10 protein-coding genes are annotated in these 19892 nt (G+C 43.3%); 9 read left to right on the top strand and 1 reads right to left on the bottom strand.

What is annotated here, in order from left to right; all coding sequences use genetic code 11:
* Positions 1-329: 329 nt before the first annotated feature.
* The 6 genes from dnm_RS11725 (at position 330) to dnm_RS11700 (ending at position 13271) form a co-directional block, all read left to right on the top strand.
* Entirely contained in the window at positions 330-4646 is a 4317-nt protein-coding gene (locus dnm_RS11725) for a DUF3418 domain-containing protein (RefSeq protein WP_207682830.1), read from the top strand.
* Between the two features lie 203 nt (positions 4647-4849).
* On the top strand, positions 4850-5881 hold the full coding sequence (locus tag dnm_RS11720) for a sigma 54-interacting transcriptional regulator (RefSeq protein ID WP_207682829.1): 1032 nt from the start codon (positions 4850-4852) through the stop codon (positions 5879-5881).
* Between the two features lie 1043 nt (positions 5882-6924).
* Positions 6925-7587 carry a PEP-CTERM sorting domain-containing protein gene (locus dnm_RS11715; protein ID WP_207682828.1) on the top strand — a complete coding sequence of 221 codons (663 nt, stop codon included), beginning with the start codon at positions 6925-6927 and terminating at the stop codon, positions 7585-7587.
* A 333-nt stretch (positions 7588-7920) separates the two neighbouring features.
* On the top strand, positions 7921-10053 hold the full coding sequence (locus tag dnm_RS11710; RefSeq protein ID WP_207682827.1) for a sigma 54-interacting transcriptional regulator: 2133 nt from the start codon (positions 7921-7923) through the stop codon (positions 10051-10053).
* A gap of 470 nt (positions 10054-10523) precedes the next feature.
* Positions 10524-11504 (top strand): PEP-CTERM sorting domain-containing protein, encoded by a 981-nt coding sequence (locus dnm_RS11705; RefSeq protein WP_207682826.1) that lies wholly within the window; start codon positions 10524-10526, stop codon positions 11502-11504.
* A gap of 948 nt (positions 11505-12452) precedes the next feature.
* Positions 12453-13271 (top strand): PEP-CTERM sorting domain-containing protein, encoded by an 819-nt coding sequence (locus tag dnm_RS11700; protein WP_207682825.1) that lies wholly within the window; start codon positions 12453-12455, stop codon positions 13269-13271.
* A 397-nt stretch (positions 13272-13668) separates the two neighbouring features.
* Here dnm_RS11700 and dnm_RS11695 read toward each other — a convergent pair whose 3' ends face one another.
* Positions 13669-14535 (bottom strand): glycosyltransferase family 2 protein, encoded by an 867-nt coding sequence (locus dnm_RS11695; RefSeq protein ID WP_207682824.1) that lies wholly within the window; start codon positions 14533-14535, stop codon positions 13669-13671.
* A gap of 722 nt (positions 14536-15257) precedes the next feature.
* Here dnm_RS11695 and dnm_RS11690 point away from each other — a divergent pair.
* The 3 genes from dnm_RS11690 (at position 15258) to dnm_RS11680 (ending at position 19738) form a co-directional block, all read left to right on the top strand.
* Entirely contained in the window at positions 15258-15743 is a 486-nt protein-coding gene (locus dnm_RS11690) for an Lcl domain-containing protein (protein ID WP_207682823.1), read from the top strand.
* A gap of 370 nt (positions 15744-16113) precedes the next feature.
* Positions 16114-17109 carry a TAXI family TRAP transporter solute-binding subunit gene (locus dnm_RS11685; protein WP_207682822.1) on the top strand — a complete coding sequence of 332 codons (996 nt, stop codon included), beginning with the start codon at positions 16114-16116 and terminating at the stop codon, positions 17107-17109.
* A gap of 574 nt (positions 17110-17683) precedes the next feature.
* Complete coding sequence (locus dnm_RS11680; RefSeq protein WP_207682821.1) at positions 17684-19738, top strand: TRAP transporter permease; 2055 nt, start codon at positions 17684-17686, stop codon at positions 19736-19738.
* Positions 19739-19892: the final 154 nt, after the last annotated feature.

The raw sequence follows: 19892 nt of genomic DNA, 5'->3' as shown, positions 1-19892 counted from the left end.
AATTTTCAATTCTCAATTCTCTTCGGTCACTAAAAAATAACTTCACGGTTGTAAATTTAATCTTGCCGCCTTAAAAAAAATACGATAATATAAATTATATAAAATAAGGTGCATGTCCAGGTGAAAACAAAACAGAGCTTCGCACAAAGCAGATTTTGCTCCTGGTAAGGCCAGGTTGACAATGTTTTTTTAAGAATAGTATAAGTTGTTCAAAATTTTTTCAACCCATTTTTTTGTATAATGGTTCGGACAATTGCTATAAAAATATCGTCCCTGCCGGGACTTTTCAAACATACTCTCAGAACATTTCCTATATATCATAAAAAATAATGAAAACAGCAAGTAAAATAAAACCAAAACAGACAGACGCACTTAAAAAATCTCCTATATATCATAAAAATAAAATGAAAACAGGAAGTAAGATAAAATCAGAACAGACAGACGTGCTTAAAAGAACAGAGTCTGTTCTGCCCAAAGTACTGGGCGCTGACAGACATGCCCTGAAACGTGAAATCGCCCGTATCAGAAAATTTGCTAAAAAAGGCAGATCCTCCTCCGGAAATATGGAAAAAAAACTTTTTCACCTTGAAAAAAAAGTGCGGGCTTCTGCCAGAAAAAAAATAAAGCGAAAAGAAAATCTGTCCGCCCTCATCAGTAAAATTGACGATTATGGTACAAATCTGCCTATTGCCGCCAAAAAGGAGGAGATCATTGATGCCATTTCAAAAAACAAGGTGGTCATCATATCCGGTGAGACAGGCTCCGGAAAAACAACTCAGATTCCCAAATACTGCCTTGCCGCGGGAAAAGGTATCGAAGGTAAAATCGGCTGCACCCAGCCCAGGAGAATCGCAGCGACAACAGTTGCCCGCAGAATCGCTGAAGAACTGGGAGAAGATATTGGCAAATCCGTGGGGTATAAAATACGCTTCAAAGACCGGACCAATGAATATTCCCATATAAAAGTCATGACAGACGGCATTCTTCTTGCCGAAACCCAAAGAGACCCTTATCTGAATGAATATGACACGCTCATTGTAGATGAGGCCCATGAAAGAAGTCTGAATATTGATTTTGTCCTGGGAATTTTAAAAACACTTTTAAAAAAACGAAAAGACCTGAAACTCATTATTACTTCTGCCACCATTGATACAGAAAAATTTTCAAAGGCATTTGATGACGCGCCTATAATAAAGGTATCGGGCCGCATGTATCCGGTGGAGGTAAGACATTCTCCGATAGAAGACAGTGATGAACAAACCTATATGGAAGCGGCCGCGGACGCTGTTTACAAGCTGGCCGGAGAAAGCCGGTACGGGGATATTCTTGTTTTCATGCCCACGGAACAGGATATCCGTGAAACCTGCGAACTTCTTGAAGGAAAATTTAAGCAATATAAAGCAGTGATAAACATCCTCCCTTTGTACGCAAGACTTTCAGGCGGCGAGCAGTCAAGGGTTTTTTCACATATGGCTGGAAGAAAAATCATTGTTTCAACCAATGTTGCAGAAACATCTGTCACCATACCCGGAATTAAATATGTCGTTGACACAGGGCTTGCACGCATTGCTCAGTATTCTCCCGGCTCAAGAACCACGTCCCTTCCCGTGACCCCCGTATCAAAAAGCAGCGCGGATCAGAGAAAAGGCAGGTGCGGACGAGTGGAAAATGGTATCTGTGTCCGCCTGTTTTCCGAAGAGGATTTTCATGCCCGCCCCCTTTTTACCCCGCCGGAGATTCTCAGGTCCAATTTGGCGGAAGTCATCATGAGAATGATTGCGCTGAAGCTGGGCGATATTTCAGAGTTTCCCTTTATTGACAAGCCTGCTTCTAAAAATATCAGAGACGGATTTGCTCTCCTCCGTGAACTCGGGGCTATTCGAAACTTGAAACTTGAAACTCGGAACTCGAAACTCGAAACTCGAAACTCGAAACTTAAAACTCGAAACTTAAAACTCGAAACTCGAAACTCGAAACTCGAAACTCGAAACTCGAAACTTGAAGCTCAGAAGTCGGGAAACCGCTTTTCGCTTACGGAAAAAGGCAGGCTTATGGCGAAGATGCCGATTGATCCGAGATTGTCCAGAATGCTTATTGAAGCACAAAAAGAGGGCTGCCTTGGTGAAATAACTGTTATCGCTTCTGCACTCACGCTTCAGCAGGATCCGAGAGAAAGACCTGTGGAAAAGGAAAAAGAAGCGGATCAGGCCCATGGGATTTTCAAAGATGCGACATCCGATTTTATCACGCTTCTCAATATCTGGAATCAGTATCATGCTGCCTGGCAAACCGCGAAAAGCGGCAATAAAATGAAAAAATTTTGTAAAGAACATTTTCTTTCTTTTAAAAGAATGCGGGAGTGGCGTGACATCCATGCCCAGATTACGAGTATTCTGGAAGAGAATTTTGGGAATTCAAATTCTCAGATTCTGAATTTCAATGCCCATATCCCGGTTTCAGATGAAAGATACGCAGGAATTCACCGGTCTGTTTTAAGCGGCTTTCTGTCCAATATTGCCCTGAAAAAGGAAAAAAATATGTTTAAGGCCGCAAAAGACAAAGAAGTAATGATTTTTCCGGGATCAGGCGTATTTGACAAAGCCGGCCAGTGGATTGTAGCGGCCGAGATGGTGGAAACGTCAAGACTTTTTGCCAGGAGGGTCGCAAATATTGATGTGAGCTGGCTGGAAGACCTGGGGAAGGAGCAGTGCAAATCAGTTTATCTTCAGCCGCACTGGGAAAGAAACAGAGGGGAGGTGGTTGCCTTTGAACAGGTAAGTCTTTATGGTCTTGTCATTGTTCCCAGACGGTCTGTGTCTTATGGAAAAATTGACCGTGAGGACGCAAACCATATTTTTATCCAAAGCGCCCTGGTGGAAGGGGATTTGAAACAGCCTTTTGCGTTTATGAAGCACAATGAAAAACTCATCAGTGACGTCAGAGATATGGAAAACAGAATCAGAAGGCGGGATATTCTGGTGAATGAGCAGGACATTTACGAATTCTACAAAAAGAAACTCAGCGGGATTTACGATATCATATCATTGAAAAATTGTCTGAAAAAAAGAGGAAATGAAGAATTTCTGAAAATGAAAAAACAAGACCTTTTTCTCTACTCCCCTGATGAAAAAGAACTGTCGCTTTATCCTGACAGCATTGCTGTGGGGGACAATCGTTTGGATTGCGCTTACAGCTTTGAGCCTGGAAAGCATGATGACGGTGTGACCCTCAAGGTTTCTTCGGCCGTGGTGCCGTCGCTTTCCGCGGAAATTATGGACTGGCTGGTTCCCGGGCTGTTGGAGGAAAAAATAACCGCACTGATAAAGGGGCTTCCCAAGGCATACAGAAAAAAACTTGTCCCTGTAGGAAATACTGTTGATGTGATCATAAATGAAATGCCTGAGGTGAAACTGGAAACTGGAAACTGGAAACTTGAAACTGGAAACTTGAAACTTGAAACTGGAAACTTGAAACTCGGAACTGGAAACTCGGAACTGAAAACTGAAAACTCGAATGTCCGTCTTCCGAATTCTTCGTTAATTACTGCTCTGGGTAATTTTATTTATCGTCGTTTTGGTGTGAATATTCCTGCTTCTGTCTGGGATACGGATGCGTTGCCGGACCATCTCAGAATGCGCATATCCATCACAGGGCCGGGAGGGAAAGAACTTTGCGCCGGCAGGGATAAAACCATTTTAAATAAAAATATCTCCGACAGGATTGACCCGGATGCATTTGAATCCGCTAAAAAAGACTGGGAGAGGACAGGGATAACCTCATGGGATTTCAGAGACTTGCCTGAGAATATTCCGCTGAAAGAAAAAAACAATGACAAATGGATTGTTTATCCCGGGCTGGAACCGGATGAGAAATGCGTAAATCTGCGTCTTTTTCCCCAACGCAACGAAGCCATGGCATCCCATAAAAAAGGAATCGTCAAACTTTTTACCATACATTTTTCAAAGGATCTGAAATTTTTAAAAAAGAATCTCGCACTTTCCGGGGAAGCAAAAAATCAGACCCAATATTTCGGAGGACCCAGGGTTTTTGAAAAAAGGCTGTATGACAGCATTATTAATGAACTTTTTTGTAAAAATATAAGAACAAAAAAAAAATTTTATGTTCATGCGGAATCTGTGTCGCCCACAATGTTTTCCCTGGGTAAAGAAAAATTAAACAGTGCCAAGCGTATCTTACAAGCGTATCATTGTTCAAGATCAGCGTTGTACGAACTGGAAAAATCAGGCCGGGCGAACAATGGTGCCATAAATTTTTTACAGGGTCTGAGAGGGGAACTTTCCAGACTTGTGCCGGAAAAATTCACGGATTTATATGATACGGACCGCATGATTCATCTTGAAAGGTACATCAAAGCAATAACAATCCGGGCAGAAAGAGGGCTTGTAAATCTTGAAAAAGATCAGACCAAGGCAAAGGATATCAAAATTTACAATGACAGCCTGAACACCTTGTTAAAAGATCTTTCCCCCTCGGTTTCAGAAGAAAAGAGAAAAGCGACAGAGGAATTTTTCTGGCTGATTGAAGAGTACAAAGTTTCTCTTTTTGCCCAGGAACTTAAAACTGCTGTTCCTGTTTCCAAAAAACGGCTTGATAAAAGATTAGAAGAAATAGAAAGGATGTTATAAAAAGTAGAATATTTCTACCGCTGAATACTCCGTTCACCCCATTGACTTATTATTGTTTTTTTTAATAAATATTAATTTTAAAAAGGGCAGAAAATTTAACCCAAAATTTGGTTCTGGTCATCATCTGCCTGAAATCTGATACAGACACACCGGTTTCCGGTAAAAAAATAATCAGGACCCAAAATTTATCAGAGAAAATCATTATGTTAGATACCCTAAAAAAATCGGAAGCCTTCTCGGAAATTATCACCAACAATCCGGAAATGCTGGCAATTTTTCAATATATTGAGTCCATCGCCTATACAACACAACCGATACTGATAACGGGTGAAACTGGCGTGGGCAAAGAAATGATTGCCAGATGCATACACAAGGTCAGAATTTCCCGGGGCAACTTAGTTGTGGTTAATGTGGCCGGTCTTGATGACAATATGTTTTCAGACACGCTTTTCGGCCATGCAAGAGGAGCATTCACAGGCGCAGATCAGCCTCGCCGGGGAATGGTTGAACTGGCAGCAGGCGGAACCCTTTTTCTGGATGAAATCGGTGATCTGGCCCCCGCGTCACAGGTAAAATTGCTGCGGCTCATTCAGGATGGCGAGTATCTGCCGCTGGGAGAAGACGAACCCAGATACACAGATTCTTATATTATCACAGCCACCAATCAGGATATCTGGAAGCTTCAGAGGATAGGTAAATTTCGCAAAGACCTCAATTTCAGACTCCGCACCCATCATATAAATATTCCGCCGCTATGCGAGCGTTCCGAAGATATCTCGCTTCTGGTGGATCATTTCCTGGAAGAAGCAGCATATAATTTGGGAAAGAAAAAGCCGACACCGCCAAAAGAATTATTCACTTTGCTGGGAACATATTCTTTTCCGGGAAATATCAGAGAACTGCGGGCAATGGTCTTTGAAGCAGTAAGCCGGCATAAGTCCAAAGTACTTTCACTGGATTCGTTCAGAGCGCATATTGCCCAGGAGCAGGAAAACAGGGCTGCTCCGGGGGACCCCGGATCAGATGAAAATTCTCCCTTTTCGCAGTTAAGAGAATTACCTACGATAAAGCAGGCCACACTTATGCTCGTGAACGAAGCCATAAAACGGGCCAATGGCAATCAGTCCATTGCTGCCAAAATACTGGGGATTTCTCAGCCTGCTTTGAGCAAACGTCTCAAAAATCAGAGACTCAGAGCGGAAACAGGAATGCTTTACAATGCTTCCAACAGGTAATTCCTTGCTGATTCCATAGCCGGCTCGTATGTCGTAAGTTCTTCCAAGACTTTGAAATGTATCTTAATAAACGTCTGAAATGAACAGTTGTAATTAATTATAATTACATATCATTGCTGTCTGAATCAATCATTTCATTATGTTATGAGGACTTACGACCGTCGGGCAGCTAAACAGTCAAAACTTGTCAGCAAGTCGAACGCGCTGAATCTGCTTTATTCCCACATTTCCGCAAATTCTGTTCGAGGTCCGGCTTGGGGAACGCATCTGTTCCTAATTTGCCTATCCCAGACTCAATCCCGCATTCCTGCACATACTGTCTGATATGTACTGTATCCAAAAGGGGTGGTACGCGTTTCCACGCGTATCAGGCACCAGGCGTGGCAGGTAAAGCTAATTTTCATGTCTTGTTGTGCCGCGGGATATAGCTGTTTATTGGCAGATGTATATGTATGTTATTATAAAAACAGAGAGTTTTCCCCATGGGTTTAAAAAAAACTACAAAAATGGGCTATATCTGACGATGTATTCCCCTATAACTTTAATTAAAAAAACAACTTTTGTCGTAATTCTAATTAACATCCTAATATTAATATATTTAATCGCTATAAATTCTTTAAAAATTTAAATTTAGTTATAAGGCTTTGCATACCGTTCTGATTTAAAAAATAAAAAAATACTATATTATTTCAAACTATTATAAATGTTTTCTTATTTTAGGTACGGATTTTGCATATATCTATTATATTTGATGTGCAAAATTTTTTAAAATTTTTGAAATCATTAAATACAATTTTGGGAAACTGAATCAGCGGAAACCGCAACTGATGAAAGTCATGCAATCCTAAAATTAAAATAAACGCTCATAAAAAAGCCGGGTTTTTTGCCCCCGGTTATGAAAATGTTTTCAGATAAAAAACCCGGCTTTTCAAAATGTATTTTCACGGTAAAGTAAGGAGGTGATCACACAATAAAAATGAAAAGCAGTATGTGATGTTCGTTCAATAAACAAGTAATTATTAAAAACTTAAGGAGGTATCAACATGAAAAAATTTGCAAAAATTTTAACGGCGTTGGCTTTGGCAGTTTTTTTACTCCCTTTTGGTGTGCAGGCATACACCACGACTCAATATGCCACATATAATCATGCAGGATCAGTTAATATTGACTATGTAAACGCTATCGCCCCGGACGGTGGTAATTATAGCGGCGGAGCCGGATCTTTTACAGTGAGCTTTGAAAGCAGTGACGAAGAAATGCTGGCTTTTTGCATCGAACCTGGTCAATGGTACAGTAAAAACAGTGAGGTGGAAATAGCAGGACTCAGCGCTATTGACGGTGCTCTGGAGGCTGCATGGCTTATGGATAACTATGGCAAAGAAGGCGACGTGCTGGGTCTTCAGATAGCCATATGGGAAGTTGTTCTGGATGCCGGAGGTGAGTATGATCTCGGGTTAGACAACTTCAAATTAAACAGTACTGCTGGTGAGAGTTATGCTCAGACTTATCTGAGTGCTGTCTCAGAAGTCGAGTTTACTGACAGTATGGTTGCTCATCTTAACGATCATTACAGTGTCACATTTAATGCTGACCAACAGGACCTCATTGTTAATAAAGGATCAACCCCCGAACCTGCCACTATGCTTCTTCTTAGTGTCGGTTTAATCGGTCTTGTGGGACTCAGAAAAAAGTTTAACAACAATTAACTTAACTGAGGCCGAACTCACAAACAATACAGGCAGGGTCATTCATGGCCCTGCCTTTTTTATCTTCTTCCCCCTTTTATCTGTTTTTTCTCCCCAAAAAATCATTTTTACCGTAAAGATAAATTTTAAAAACCCGGGTTTTTTATCTGAAAATATTTTTATGACCGGGGGCGAAAAACCCGGGTTTTTCATAAGTGTTTATTTTTCATAATTCTTCCATCTTCCGGACCATCATTTTCTCCTATTCTTAATTCAATTTTTAACCATTTGACATAAAAAACTATTTTTTATAATCTGCTTCCTGAACTTCTTTATCTTAAAAAGGGGAAAACTATGGATAATCACTCTGTAAAACAAAAAATACTGATCGTAGATGATGAACCGGACAATATCAGAATATTGGCATCATCGCTGACAGGAGACTATAAACTCATCGGAGCCACGAGTGGCAGGGAGGCCCTTGAATGTGTTACAGCCGAATCGCCCCCTGATCTGATTTTGCTGGATATTATGATGCCTGATATGAGCGGATATGAGGTTCTCAGTGAACTAAAAACCTATAAAAAGGCTCAGGACATCCCTGTTATCTTCATAACCTCCATGGATAAAGCTGCTGATGAGATACGGGGGCTTGAACTGGGAGCCTCGGATTATGTCATAAAGCCTTTCAATCCCTCGATAATCAACGCACGTGTGCGGAACCATCTGGAACGAAGGCGCATGGAAGCACAATTACGGGAAAGTGAAACAAGATACCGTGCCGTTGTTGAAGATCAGACTGAACTGATCTGCCGATTCCGTCCTGACGGCACACTTACCTTTGTGAATGATGCTTATTGCCGCTGTTTTGATAAAACACAGAAAGAAATGATCGGACAGAATTTTCTGAGTTTTATTCCTCCGGAAGACCGGGAAAAGGCGAAAAATCATCTTACAGTGCTTACCCCGAAAAATTCTGTGGCAACAACAGAACACCAGGTGATGAATGCTGCCGGTGAAATCCGATGGCATCAGCGAACTGTCCGGGCGATTTTTAATAACCAGGACAGTCTTATTGAGTTCCAGTCAGTAGGGAGGGATACGACTGAGCGACGGCTGGCTGAGGACTCTCTCAGACAGGCCATGCAGGAAAAACAAGCGTCCCAGGCAAAACTCGAAGCTGTTTTTCGCAGTATTCCCGAAGGCATTATCACCGTGGACGCGGGCGGACGTGTGATTCAGATCAACACTCCCCTGAAAAATATCTGTGCCCTGGCAGGTCATATTATACCAGGTAAGCAATTAGGAAAGATGCCCGATCAATGTCCGGGCCAATGTGTCAGTGTTCTGCGCCGGTTGCTGGATACCGGACAAACCGTTTCAGAGCATAATATGGAATGTCCTGGCAGCGGCGGACAGAAGAAGCGTCTGAGCCTGACGACCTCGCCTTTGTTGGACCATCGGAACAATGTGATCGGCGCGATGCTGGTGATCCGGGACATCACGCGGCTGGTGGAGTTGGAAATAAAGCTTCAGGAACGCGGTTCTTTTAAAAACATCATTGGCCGGAGCGAACCTATGCAGCGTATTTATACCCTGCTGGAACAATTCGCCCATACAGAGACGACGGTGCTGATCACCGGTGAGACTGGCACAGGCAAAGAGCGGGTGATGGAGGCTGTTCATTACGGCAGCCTTCGGTCGGAAAAGCCGCTGGTCCGGGTAAACTGCGCCATGTTAGCTGAAAATATTCTGGAAAGTGAACTTTTCGGCCATGTAAAAGGGGCATTTACCGGGGCCATCAGGGACCGGGCCGGGCGATTTGAGACTGCCCAGGGCGGGACAATTTTTTTGGATGAAATCGGTGAGCTGGCTCCGCATTTGCAGGCAAAACTGCTTCGTATTCTGGAATATAAGGAATTTGAGCGGGTGGGGGACAGCAAAACCTGTAAAGCAGACGTGCGCATCATCGCAGCGACCAATGTTGGCTTAGCGGAACAGGTCAGGCAGGGCCGGTTTCGTGAGGACCTTTATTACCGATTGAAAGTGTTCAATATTCACCTGCCGCCTTTGCGGGACCGGGCTGGCGATATCCCGCTCCTGATGAAATATTTTATGGATATTGAAGCCAAAAACAATGGCAAGCAATTTACCGGCATATCAGATAAAGTTCTCAATATCTTCATGCGCCATTCCTGGCCGGGTAATGTTCGGGAATTAAAAAATACCATTGAATATGCCTGTGTTCTCTGTCCGGGCGGAACCATCACCGCGGGTCATCTGCCGCCGGAGTTGCTGGCTGACGCTGAAAAAAGTGTCACAGTCGCTGAACAGAAGCAGCCCGTCCGAAATTCGGAGAAAGAAAGCATTCTTGAAGCTCTGAACCGGACAAAATGGAATAAGACCAAAGCTGCCCGTCTGCTTGATGTCAGCAGAGGGACATTTTATAGCAGACTGCGCAAATATGGAATTGACACAAATAAATGAACAAATTGTTCAATCCGGACACTTTATTTGAACAAATTGTTCAATATGAACACTTTTATAGTTTCCTTCATATCTTACCATTCCTTCCCAAATATCCTTATAACCAACTAATATTATAATTATTTAATAAAAAAAAGTTAATTTTGAAAAATTTGGCATTGTTCTTGCTACATATAAAGCATGAAGGCGGTTTATGGTAGTGGTGCATATTGTAATGAAATATTCACCTCATTAATTGATGGTAATTCGTGTGTCCCTCTCTTTCCTCCTCTCTTTTAAAGAGTGAAAAACAACGAATTATTATTAATAATCTGAGTATAATTCATTGAATATGCATCACTGCCGAGGCAACTATAAAATTTATTTAAAATCAGACGAAAGGAGGTGTCAAATATAATAGATCAAAAGTATTAAGTTTTGAATTAACTCAATAAATCAATTGGCGTTTTTTTAATTAAGGAGGCTCAAAAATGAAAAAAATAGCAATGTTGTTAGTTTCAGGAATAATGTTTATCTCTTTGTTAATATCTAATGCCTGGGCTTTGGAATTTACATATCAGTATGACCGTTCTAATGACGCATCTGGCGGTTCCACCTACGAAGTGTATCGAATGGGCTATGCCTACGATGACAGCAATTTATATTTCAATATGATAACTGGCCTGCCACAGACAGGAGGCATTTATCATGACATAAATGTCGGGGCAGGTGATTTATATATCAATGTTGGCGGAAGTCATACAGATGGCTATGACGGATCAGGTTTGGAAGCTGATTATACATCAGGAAATGTTTTCGGTTTGGCGCTGAACAGTCATGAAGGTGATATAAACGAGGACCTGGCAGGTTATTCCAATTTATACAAAGATGGCGGGGATGACGGGTACGACTGGAGTCCGGTTCAGGAAGGTCACCTTTATGATCTTGCAATCTTTTCAACGGGTTTGTATGAAGGCTATGGAAATGCCAACAAAGTTGGCGGAGCCACCACTGACGGGGGGGCTGATCCCTTTGGCGGGGCCAATAATCTGCCAGTCCATATCGCAGAATACGGAGAAGACCTTGGATATCAGGGAGATGTTACCTGGGAGTGGAAAACTAAAACCAAGACCAAAGTTGAGTATGTGAATAAAAATGGAAAGGTAAGAACCAAAAACGTCTGGATAGATGACAGACCTGTTATTAATGAAGCCGGTAATAAAAAAGCCGCTTATGAAGTCAATGCGGTAATGGCTCTGGACGCTCTCGGTCTGGAAGGCGGCGGGGCTTTTGAGTTCTGGTGGACCATGGAATGCGGAAATGACGGCATAATGATGGCAGGAAATATTGCTGCTCCCGCAGGCGGCGGCGGAGGATCAGCAGCAACTCCCGAACCTGCAACCATGTTTCTGCTCGGATGCGGTATGATCGGACTCGCACTGCTCAGAAAAAGATTTAATAAACGCTCATGAAAAAGCCGGGTTTTTCGCCTCCGGTCATGAAAATATTTTCAGATAAAAAACCCGGCTTTTCAAAATGTATTTTCACGGTAAAAAGAATTAAGTTAAAAGCTTAATTCTTACCAGCACAAAGGCAGAGTCTTTTACGACTCTGCCTTCTTTTGTGGGTGTATCCCACCTTTTACACATCCGAAAGAATCAGCCACAAAGACACAAAGGAATCACAAAGAGACTTCGTGAAACTTCGTGCCTTCGTGCCTTTGTGGCGAAAAAAACGGATATGTTCCCGCCTCTTACACATAAAATCTGTCCTTGTGTAAAAGGTGGGACATACCCAAAAATAAGGCTGTATCATCTCGGTGAAATAAGAATCAATCCTGACGAAATGAAATCTGTCTGGTTTTCATTACCTGCCCAGCCTCTCGACCCCTCGGCGATAGCGGTTTTATCTTCAATCCGATCACACTTTCGAGGGTCATAAAAAAGCCTGAACAGAAAGCGTTGTCCGAACCTTAAGAAGCTGATATAAAAGCACATATCTGAAATAAAACATCTTTTTTGACAGGCCAACCCCTATACGTTTAACCATAATTTTAATTTTAGTTATAATTGACACAATATCCTATTATTATTGTTTTTTATTTTAAAAAAACCGAAAAAATGCCATTTTGGGTTATAGGGGTTTACGCTTCCCAACAACCCTGAAAAACATTAATTTAAAATATTATTTTAAAAGGTTATAAGATATATTTTTTTTTAGGCACGCTGTTTGCATGTAAATAAAGTAAGAACTAAAAAATTTAAAGATTGCTGAGTCAGAAAGTTCTGAAGGAAATCAGAATCTTTAAATATCAAATCTGAAAAGGAGGCAATAAAGATACTTGAAAGTCTGACGTATGGAATTCATTTGTTTAATGAACCAGTTGTCATTTATTTTAAAACTAAGAAGGAGGAATTAAAATGAGAAAATTTTCAGAAATTTTAATCGTTTTAGCTCTGGCTGTTTTTTTAAGTGCGGGGAGTGCCTTTGCATACGGCACCCAGATTACCATTTCAGATGAAAACTATGAGGGCACAGGTTGGTATTCAAACCGGGAAGACCAGGAAACAGAAGTCGGTATGCAGGCAAACCAGAGCTGGGACTTGGAAGGCTGGTTTCTGGATGGTACAAGCCTGACCATGGTCGGTGGTTATGATTTCGTAAACGGCAACCAGGATCTCTATTCTGGTGATGTGTTCATAGATGTGGACGCAGATTCAGCCATATTCGGAGATATTGACGGAGAAAAGAAGGGTAATTTCACAGTTCAGGAGACTTATGGCTACGACTATGTTCTGGATATGAACTTTAACACTTCTACCTATGATGTATATCAATTAACAGATACGACAACTACCATTACTTCTCTTGAATGGCAGAACCAGGGATCAAATCCTTGGCGTTACGATGCCGGGGGTACCCTTATTTCCAGCAATAACACCTTTAATTATCAGACGGGTCTGACCGACGCTGAGACGGGTTTTGAGGGCGGAAATCACAATGTTGTGAGCGGTCTTGATCTCAGCTTTATTGCTTCTGATGTGCCGGTTGAGTTCATCACTCATTTCACAATGCAGTGCGGCAATGACAACCTGATGGGACAGGGTACTCTCGCCGCGGTTGAAGCAGGTGGCGGAGGCGGATCCGCAGCAACTCCCGAACCCGCAACCATGTTCTTACTTGGTGCAGGGCTGGTCGGTGTGGCTGTAATGAGAAAAAGGTTTGACAAAAAGAATTAATAAAAAAAAATTAACTCTCACCAACACAAAGGCAGAGTCTTTACGACTCTGCCTTTTTTTATGCCACTTGTTCCCAATCTCCGCTTCACTGCCATTAAGTTAAGGAAACTCCCTCTCTGATGGTGATTTGTTTGATTTCAGATAATTACATCAATTATCAGTATGAAAATATCTGTCCTTGTCCGAGTTCCGTAGGGACGGCATGTTTACAGAATATGCCGTCCCCCGCGGGACTCGGAAACACGGGGCCTGTCATTGCTACAAATATGCCGTCCCTACGGGATTTTTCAAACCCCCTCTGAGGCTTCGCCTCACTGCCATTAAGTTAAGGAGCATCCGAAGTGAAAAAAACAGTTTCCGGCGAGGGTGCGAAAAATAATTTTCGCACTCCGGAAGCTTAACTTAATGGCAGTGAGGCTCCGTCTGGAAACGAGAATTTTTTTTCGGCAAGCCGGATGTAACACATGGCTTCATCGTCACGCCCCCTTTTCAGACATCCTCCTGCATAGACAGCGCATTTTTTCCTGAGCATTTTTATTGCTGCCCTGTGCTGATCTTCTGAAAACAGGCCCCCTTGAATGATCTTTTTTAAAGACTGTATCCGAAATTTGTCCAGTCCCGGAGCTTTGGAAAGCTGATCTTCATGCCCTCCCCGTTTTATGATAAGCGGTGTATCCATAAGAAATATCGGATATTTGCAACTGATCCTGAGCCATAAATCATAATCTTCACACGCGGGCAGATTCTCATCAAACAGCCCCACATCATCAAACAGACTGCGCCTGATCATCACTGCGGACGGACTGACAAGGCAAAGGGAAAGCGACGGCTCAAAAATCATTCCCGAAGGTTTCCTGTGTTTTTTCTTCGGATTCACCCGCACACCGTTTCTTATCCATATTTCTTCTGTCTGGCAAATCAGGGCTTCCGGATTTGAATTGAAAAATTCAACCTGGCCGGAAAGCTTTTTCGGCAGCCAGAGATCATCTGAATCAAGAAAAGCAATCAATGATCCTGACGCTGCGGCAATCCCCTTGTTTCTTGCAGCGCTGACCCCTCTGTTATTCTGCCGAATGACCATAAGATTTTTCTGATGTTCTTTGAGAATATCCCCTGTGTTATCTGTTGAACCGTCATCAACAACAATCAGCTCAAAATCCGTAAAATCCTGGGACAGGACAGAATGAACAGCTTCCTCAAGTATCCGGCTTCGGTTATAAGTCGGAATGATGACGCTTACCAATGGATTGTTTTTTTTTTTCATTTCCAAAATCTGCTGTTGTTTATACCCGGTGATCAAGTTTCAGCAGATCAAAAATATTCCCGAACTGCTCCCGGGGGCTTCGGCGTGAGTTTTGTCGGACAATTGGGAAATTTCCCGGAAATGTCCGGAATTCATCAACCCCGGACGAACTTTCGGTGAGCATTTTCGATCTACTGAGTTTTTCTCTGTCATTTCGTTCGGCTGAAATCACGCCGAAGCCTACGAAAGAAGGAATGACAGGCTTTCCGGTCGGTTCAGGACAAAGAACTTGATCATCGAGTTTCAGTAGATCGAAAAGTTTTCAGGCTGTCACAGGGCGGACGGGGGAGAAACCCCATATGCATCAGGCTAAGAATGCGGGACGGCTGCCGGACGGGGTTTGCAACCCCGTCCGAAACGTTTACGGGCGGCGATCCGGAAAATATTCCGGACGGGGTTGCAAACCCCGTCCTGCAAAATCAGAGTTAATAAAAACAGTAGGTTGTAATCTTAGCCTGATGCATATGGGGAGAAACCCGGCTTTTTCCGGCGGGAGAGCGTCCCGTCCTGAAAAAAAAGCCGGGTTTCTTTGCTGTCCCGCACACCATCCGGAAACTTTTCGATCTACTGAGTTTAAGTATTTTTAATCCTTGACATATAACTCCCATTTTGCTAAATCCCATTCATTAAGTAAAGAGAGCTTATTACAGACTAAGAAATGAATCGTACAAAAAGGGAAAAAGATGAACGCATCAGTATCGTCATTTATAAAAATAATTACGATTTGTTTATTTTTCAACTGTGCAACGGTCTTGGCTGGTGAGCGTTTCACCAATAACGGAGACGGCACGGTTACAGATCATCAGTTGGGAGTCATGTGGTCAGAAACCGACAACCAAGGTGATATCAATTGGAAACAGGCGGAGAGATGGGTGAAATACACGTTTCCGGATACGCTTGAGGCCCGGTATGACAATTGGCGTCTTCCCACGCTTGAAGAATTGCAAAGCCTTTATCTGAAAGATGAAAACTATAAGGGATATGAAACCGACTGCGGTCAGCAAGTCAGAATTGTACCTCACATAAAACTGAGCTGCGGCTGGCTCTGGACATCAGAAAAAAAATCCATTACTGCCAGAGTGTTCAATTTTAATCGCGGATATCACTATACGGACCGAATGGTCCATAAAAAAGCGTATCGGGCATTACCTGTACGCTTTTTGAAATAAACGCTCATAAAAAAGCCGGGTTTTTAATTGCCGGACGGGGTTGCAAACCCCGTCCGGCAAAGGAGCTTTTTAAAATGAAATAAAAAGTGAGATTATTCAGATATTCAGATGCCAGAAATCATGCTATAAATATGCTGTGCCTGCAGGACTTTAAAAACACGCTCCAAGCAGTTAGGGAACTCAAAATAAATAATATACCCGATACAAAAAATGTAGGGTGGGTGAAGCGAAGCGCAACCCACCGCACAAGGTGGGTATTTTATTTTTGGGGAAATCCCTTACGGAACAACTTAAAAGAAGGTAGGAATAAATGTAAAGATATATAGAAACAGACAACTCGTAACAATCAAACATAAGGGGGTTTTTTTAGATGAAAAAAGCTTTATTTTTCGGTGTGGCGTTTTTGTTCGGTTTTGTTCTTCTTATGGGGTCGGTGCCATCAGGCGCACAAGCAGCAAGAACCACTAAATTTGTAACCATCGGTACTGGCGGAATTACAGGTGTTTACTATCCCACAGGCGGTGCCATTGCTAAAATTGTCAACAATAAGCGTAAAGAATACGGGATTCGGTGTACTGTCGAATCTACGGCAGGATCGGTGTTTAATGTAAACGCTGTCATGGCCGGAGATCTGGAATTCGGTGTTGTGCAATCAGACAGGCAGTATCAGGCATTTAAGGGTCTTGCAGAATGGGAAAAAGCAGGGCCGCAGAAAGACCTTCGGGCTGTTTTCAGTATCCATCCTGAGTCTGTGACACTGGCGGCTACTGTTGATTCAGGTGTCAAGAATATTAAAGATTTAAAAGGCAAACGGGTAAACATCGGCAACCCCGGATCTGGTCAGCGTCAGAATTCCATTGACGCGCTGACTGCGGCCGGGCTTGATTATGAAAAAGATATAAAAACTGAAAGTGTAAAGGCCGCCGAGGCTCCCGGACTTCTTCAGGATGGCCGTATTGATGCTTTTTTTTACACTGTGGGACATCCTAGCGGCGCGTTCAAAGAAGCCACAGCGGGCGCTACAAAAGTACGGTTTGTTGCTGTGGCTGGTTCGGGTATAGATCAATTCATCACTGAAAAACCTTACTACGCAAAGTCCTTTGTCCCTGTCAAACTTTACCCGGGTGCTGTAAACGATGCTGATGTTCATACCTTTGGTGTAAAAGCCACCTTCGTCACTTCTGCAAAAGTGTCAGATGATGTTGTTTATGCGGTTACTAAAGAGGTTTTTGAAAATTTTGAAAATTTCAAAAAACTTCATCCAGCCTATGAGGTACTGACCAAAGAGGGAATGCTGGAAGGTCTGACGGCTCCCCTTCATCCCGGCGCGGTAAAGTATTATAAGGAAGCCGGCCTGATGAAATAAATATGATACATAATTCCTACCTTCTGAGCGGCGGTTTTTTTACCCGTCGCTTTAGAGCGTGTTTGAAAAGTCCCGTAGGGATGGGCATCTTTAAATGCTACAAATATACCGTCCTGACGGCAATATCGTTCGGTATGATTTTTGCATAACCGGACGAAAATGACCGGCATTTCCGTATGTTGGAAAAACTGTTTCCGAAAATCGCCCGGCAGACATTTCGGGATTTCAGTTTTCCAACTGTATGAATTCACTCAGTTATAAACTGTAAGCAAAAATCGTGCCGAACGGTATTATCCTGCTAGGACTTTTCAAACACCCTTTTAAAGAAATATTCGCCACAAGCGTTCCTTTTTAATATTGCCTCTCGTCCGGGACGCGGATTCAAACAAAAAAAACACGGTAGTCCTGCAAAGGTAGTGATGAATCCCGTTCAGTTCCCCGGTTGTCAGGACACTGAATCTCATTCATCACTACTTGTGCAGGACTACCAAAAACACTTGTACGAATGTCGCCTCTGCTGAGGCATGGACTGAAACGAACAGACAGACACAAATTAAAGATGGGTAGTATAAACATGACCAAAAATGAAATAAACGCAAAAGATGAGGGTCTGGATTTAGCAAAGCGGATGGCCGAAGAGGAAGAAGGTATCGGAAGAAAGCCCAAGGGAGCCTCCAAATATGTGATTCCCACCATTGCAGTTCTTTGGAGCTTTTTTCAGTTATCCATAGCAAGCTGGCTTATCCTGGATTCCACATTTATCAGAGCCATCCACCTCGCCTTTGCCCTTCTGATCGTTTTTCTGAATTATCCTCTTTTTAAAAAGACGCGTTTGGGTCTTAAATTTCTTTCCACCACAACCCGAATTCCGATATGTGACTATGTCATAGGAATTGTTGCTGCTTTTTCAGGGCTTTATATTGCAATTGACTATGCCGGACTTGCCACACGGTATGGCACCCCTATCATGAGGGATATTATTTTCGGTGCATTGCTGGTCATCTTTTTGCTTGAAGCTTCACGCCGGGTGATCGGCCCGGCCCTTCCCATCATTGCCCTGGCATTTACCCTGTATGCTTTTCTGGGTCCTTATATGCCCGATATTATAGCATTCAAAGGCGTTTCACTGAACCGGTACATAGGACAGATGACCATGTCAACAGAAGGGATTTACGGCATTCCTCTGGATGTTTCCGCAACCATTGTTTTTCTGTTTGTGCTTTTCGGTGCCATGCTGGACAAAGCCGGGGCAGGCCACTATTTTATCCAACTGGCCCTGAGTCTTCTGGGCGGATTCAAAGGGGGGCCGGCAAAGGCTGCCATTATGGGAAGCGGGCTTACCGGCCTTGTGTCCGGATCAAGCATTGCAAACATTGTAACAACCGGTACATTTACCATTCCCCTGATGAAAAAAGTCGGGTATCCTTCTACCAAAGCCGCGGCCGTGGAGGTTGCCGCAAGCACAGACGGACAACTCGCGCCCCCCATCATGGGAGCTGCGGCCTTTATTATTGCCGAATATGTGAACGTACCCTACATTGAGGTGATCAAAGCGGCTGCCGTACCTGCCTTTGCTTCTTATGCGGCTCTGTTCTTTATTACACATATTGAAGCATCCAAGCTGGGCCTAAAGGGAATGCAGCGCAGTGAACTCCCTGCATTTGGAAAAACCCTGATGAGTGGTGTTCACTATCTTATCCCTTTGTTATTTCTTTTGTATGAACTTGTTATTGCCAGGCATTCGCCGGAACTTGCCGCTTTTAACGCCATATGGGTAATGGCGATCATCATGCTTTTTCAGAATCCGGTCAGGGCTTTCATGAACAAAGAACCTCTCGGACCTGCATTTAAGCAAAGCATTACAGATATATTTTCAGCACTTGCGGCAGGAGGCCGGAACATGGTTTCCGTGGCTCTTGCAACCGCGTCAGCAGGTATTATCGTAGGTGTTGTGGCTCTGGGACTTGGCGGGCTGATCACTCAGATTATTGACACTATCTCCGGTGGTAACATCCATCTGATGCTGGTGATTACTGCCATTGCAAGTCTTATCATCGGAATGGGACTTCCCACCACTGCCACCTATATTGTTATGGCATCTCTCACAGCACCGGCCATTGTCACCATTGCCAATTTCCAGGATTTTGCCGTTCCCCTGATGGCAGCTCATCTCTTCTGCTTTTATTTTGGAATACTTGCAGACGACACGCCCCCGGTGGGGCTTGCGGCTTACGCGGCTTCGGCCATTGCCAAGTCTCCGCCGATTCCCACAGGGCTTCAGGGGTTTATGTATGATATCCGTACAGCAATCCTGCCATTCATGTTTATTTTCAACAGCGATCTGATACTTCATAATGTCAACAGCTGGCCCCGGGGAATTCTTATTTTTGTCATGGCATGTATTGGCAACTTTGCATTTGCCTCGGCAACCCAAGGATGGTTTGTGGCGCGGAACAGATTCTATGAAATACCACTGTTTTTGTGTGTCACCTTTATACTGATGAGACCTGATGCAGTTTCATCCTGGATCGGCATCCCCCATGATCAGCGTTACTGGATGTATCCCGTCGGTCTGCTCATCTACGGACTTCTTTACCTGATGCAGCGGCCAAGGATACCAAATCGGTGATTGGAGGCTTGGGGATTGGGGCTTGAGGCTTGGGGCTTGGGGCTTGGGGATTGGGGATTGGGGATTGGGGATTGGGGATTGGGGATTGGGGCTTGGGGATTGGGGCTTGGGGCTTGGGGCTTGGGGCTTGGGGATTTGTCGTTGATCAAACATT

This window comes from Desulfonema magnum, from assembly GCF_017377395.1.
Classification (GTDB): domain Bacteria; phylum Desulfobacterota; class Desulfobacteria; order Desulfobacterales; family 4be13; genus Desulfonema_C; species Desulfonema_C magnum.
Note: the sequence above shows the minus strand (reverse complement) of the source record. Positions and strands in the feature narration are given on the sequence as shown.